The sequence below is a fragment of the Psychromonas antarctica genome (assembly GCF_022267535.1).
In the GTDB taxonomy this organism is placed as follows: Bacteria; Pseudomonadota; Gammaproteobacteria; order Enterobacterales; family Psychromonadaceae; genus Psychromonas; species Psychromonas antarctica.
Genome location: NZ_JAHNZV010000170.1, coordinates 1 through 3,900 on the forward strand (window position 1 = coordinate 1; position 3,900 = coordinate 3,900).

Genomic DNA, 3,900 nt, shown 5'->3' on the forward strand with positions numbered 1-3,900 from the left:
TACTGTGTCCGTTGGCATCAAGGGTGCTGATTTTACGCCCTTGAGTATCATAGCTATGCTCGGTTTTATTGCCGTTCGCATCGATATAACAGGTCAGTAACTCTTGTTCATTATGAAAATAGTGCTCAGTATTGCCTAAGCTATCGGTGCTGGTGCTTTTATTGCCGTTATAGTCAAAATAATAATCGTACGCGCCGTCGTCGCCTCGTTATTTGATAGCCGGCAACATTTTTGGTGTGGAAGATTTAGCTATAAAAAAACGACTAAACAGAGTGTGCTTAGCCGCTGGATTAATAGATTAAATGGTGAACTAGCGTGATTGATACAACATCACCAATTTATTGAAAAGGCAACACATAACCCCATGATTTATCAAATAATGCAAAATGAAAGAGTTGACCCCATCATCTGTAATTGACATTCAAGATTAAAGACCTGACCCTGATCCGGTTTTTAGTTAATCATTTTACACATGATCTGTTAATCAATAACTTGTTTAAATAACGCAACTTGTTTACTGGTTAAATAATCTGCACCGTTTTCATAAACAACAATAACACCTGAATTTTCAGGGATTATTTTTAGAATATCCCTCCCCCTAATAGTTAAAACATTAAATTCAGGAAATTCTACAAGATTTAAATTTGGTGAAATAGTCACACACATTTCAGCGTTATCAAAAGATTTAGTTAAGACTAAATCATCTACGCCTTGCCCCTCCGATGAAATAGATACCGCATAAAAAAGCGTAGTAACAAACTCGGGAAGTACCATAATAATTTTATTTTCAGCACGTGACTTTTCAAATGTTCTTTTTATAGGATACATAATGCTCATTAATTTTTCTCTACGATAGATTTTAATAATGTTGAAATTAAATTTCCTTCAACTCGAGAAAAATATAATTGATAGTTTCGAATCACTTCCAAACATTTAGGACATGTCTTTTGTGAAACGCTAAAGAATGAAAATAATTCTTTATATATTTCATCATCCATACTTTGAACCAATGTATCTTTGGGGATTACATTTCTTTGTTCACAAAGAATAAGGCTATAAATGTTCCTCAATATAACGTTAAGTTCTTTTATATTCTTGGGATTTGATTCTTGAACGTAGCAAATAAATGCATTGCGGAATTTCTCAGCTGTGCCTCCATAATCACGGAAATATGATCCGATATGATTATTTATATTTAACAAATAAGCATGTTCGCTAGAGTCCCTATTTAATGAAAAATACTTACCTTCTCCCTTAAAGAAGTCGGTACATTCATCATTATTTATCGCATACTCAAAAAGATTTTGCTTCATTGAAGTAACTCTGCATTTCCGTCTAATAATTCAACAATATTATCTACATTATTGTCGTGGACAATATTATCACCACCTGTTAGCGTAGCTTCTGCTGTGCCATTTTTAGTGTAACCTCCAGGCACCCATTCACCTTCATAAGCACCATTTTCATTACCTGTTGGCATCTCATAGTTAAACCGAGGATCTTTAGGAGGAAGTTTAACATATACTATTCTTGTATTCGAAAAATCTTCATTTTCTCCAAGATTCAATTCATCCCTCAAAACTTTCCAATCATTTCCTGATGCTTTATATTTAGCAATAACTAAGTCCATTTCAGATTTAAGACCAACAAATTTCCCTTTGCTTTGATATGATGGGTACTCAGGATTATCTAACCAGGCTTCTACCTGTATGAAAGCACCACCTTCATTTTCGAATTTTGCTAGGTGATTGGCGACATAATCAGCATCAAGGTATTCAGTTACATCTTCAGGCCTTTTTTTCTGTTCTAAATTAATAATGCGGTCATATTCAGCTTGAGACATAGGTACTTGCTCTGGGACAGTTGCATTTGAGCTATTGTTTGGAGCTACATTAGGTATTCCTCCAACATCAGGCTTCCCTTGCGATAACCAATCCTCAAGTGTACCTTCTCCACCATCGGCTTTCCACATTCTGTATTGCATATCTTGTTGTGGATTGCTTGTACTCCATGTTTCACCATCCGCACCAACGGCGCTATAAATCATTTCATCGCTATACTTGGAATAAGTCGTGCCATCTGCTGCTGCAACCTGTTCTAATTCACCGCCTAGCGATGGGCTATACACCAATAGCGCAATAGTCCCTGCAACTGTCCCCAGCATTGGGGCTACGCGAGCAAACATTGACTCTTCTGCCAAATAGGCGGCATCATTGGCAGCGGCTTGTACTGTCACTCGCGTTATATTCGAAGTCGCCAGATTCGTTACGGATTGCACTGGTAACGGTCTTGCTAACGCAAGCGCCCCAGCGGTTGCGGCCCCCTCTTTACAACTCAACCCAAACGGATCCACCCAGTTTACTGGATTCGGTGCATATTGGTAAGGGTTGATGCCGCCTGCTAATCCAATCGGATCTTGATGGATAAATCGCCCTTGTTTCGGACAGTAATAACGAAAACGATTATAGTGTAACCCAGATTCAGCATCAAAGTACTGCCCCTGAAATCTTAGCGGATTTTCAATTTTGTTTACTTTTATTGGCTCAAGGCTATTTTCTTTGCTTTCCCCTTCCGCACCAAACAAATCGCCATTATTTTGCCAAACAACTTGCTCATGACTGTCCGTTAAACAGATCGGCGTGCCTAATTGGTCAAGGTGATAATAATAGATTTCATCGCCTTTGATTAAGGCAACGGGTAAAAAGCTATCCGGCAGGTAGATATACCAACTGTATTGTCCGTTTGTATGTTCGCCAATCAGCTGATTGCCATCCCAGATAAAATCCGTTTTACCTGATTCCGTGATTTTTGCACTGCGCCTGCCTAATGCATCATATTGATATTGGCTGAGTGTGCCGTTGCTATTAAGCTGACGTAGTTGGTTGAGTCCATCAAAACTGCGTTTTTGAATTAAGCCAGTGGCGGTACTAGCGATTTGATTGCCTGAGCTATCGTAACGGTAATCGCTGCCCGCAAAACTCAGCAAACGGTCTTTTTCGACTCGGGTTTCTTGGTCTTTTTTTGCTTTGCTTTTATCAACCAGTGGATTACCAAACGCATCCCAGTCAAACCTTTCTGTTGTATCTTTGCTTTGTGTGCTGTGCGCTTCTGTTTGAGTTTTGCACTCCGAGCTGACTAACTGACTTAATTTGTTATAACTAAAACGACGTTGACTTGGTTTGTTGTGCGTATGGTCATCATCTTTAACCTTTCCTTGCGTCTGCTCCGTGCTGCTGATGAGCTGATTTTTTTTGTCGTATTGATAGCGGCGTTGTTGGTGATAGCCCTGCTGACCTGACCAATCTTGCGTTGTTAAACGCGAGCGAACATCATAGTCTTGCTGCAAGGTGATGCCGTTGCCTAATGTTTGTTGAGTAACTTGCCCTGCCGCGCTGTATTCAAGTGCTAATAAGGCGGTTTCATTTTTGTCTGGTTGCACAAGCGTTAGGCTGTTTAATAACCCCAATTCATTATATAAATAACCGATTTTTTTGCCATCAGGCAGGGTTAAGCCACTGCGTTTGCCCTGTTCATTGAAGGTATAATCAAATAACCAGTCGCCCTGCTTGCTTTGACTTATCTGTCCATTAAGATGGTATTGCTGCTGGATAACACGATCGCTATTGTGGGCAAGTATCACCCGACCAATCTTGTCATATTGATAAAAATTATGGCTATTAAACGCCCCATCTCCATCGTTAGGTGATTTAACGCTATGCTGGTCAATAATACGGCCACGATTATCGCGTTTAAGCGTAATAAAGCGGCTGTCACCATCATTAACGGCCACTAATTTATCGAGCACATCATATTGAAAAGTTTGCTCTCGGCCGTCAAAACCGATGAGTTTGGTTGGTTTTTCTGTCGCGCTGTATTGTATTTGATAAGTGGCTTCATCAC

At 39.6% G+C, this 3,900-nt stretch carries 3 protein-coding genes; all 3 read right to left on the bottom strand.

All coding sequences use genetic code 11. The features are described 5' to 3' along the window. Positions 1–480 precede the first annotated feature (480 nt). Positions 481–837, bottom strand: coding sequence for a hypothetical protein (locus KSO91_RS16320; protein WP_238744088.1), 357 nt, complete (start codon positions 835–837; stop codon positions 481–483). Continuing rightward, complete coding sequence (locus KSO91_RS16325) at positions 837–1,313, bottom strand: hypothetical protein (RefSeq protein ID WP_238744089.1); 477 nt, start codon at positions 1,311–1,313, stop codon at positions 837–839. Before KSO91_RS16325 ends, KSO91_RS16320 begins: the two co-directional genes overlap by 1 nt. Next, positions 1,310–3,900 (bottom strand): RHS repeat domain-containing protein (locus KSO91_RS16330; RefSeq protein ID WP_238744090.1); only part of this gene is annotated, 2,591 nt, incomplete at its 5' end. The genes KSO91_RS16325 and KSO91_RS16330, both read right to left, overlap by 4 nt.

Excerpts from the sequence above, each read along its gene's own strand:
- KSO91_RS16320 (WP_238744088.1), bottom strand. The coding sequence starts at position 837 with ATGAGCATTATGTATCCTATAAAAAGAACATTTGAAAAGTCACGTGCT.
- KSO91_RS16325 (WP_238744089.1), bottom strand. The coding sequence starts at position 1,313 with ATGAAGCAAAATCTTTTTGAGTATGCGATAAATAATGATGAATGTACC.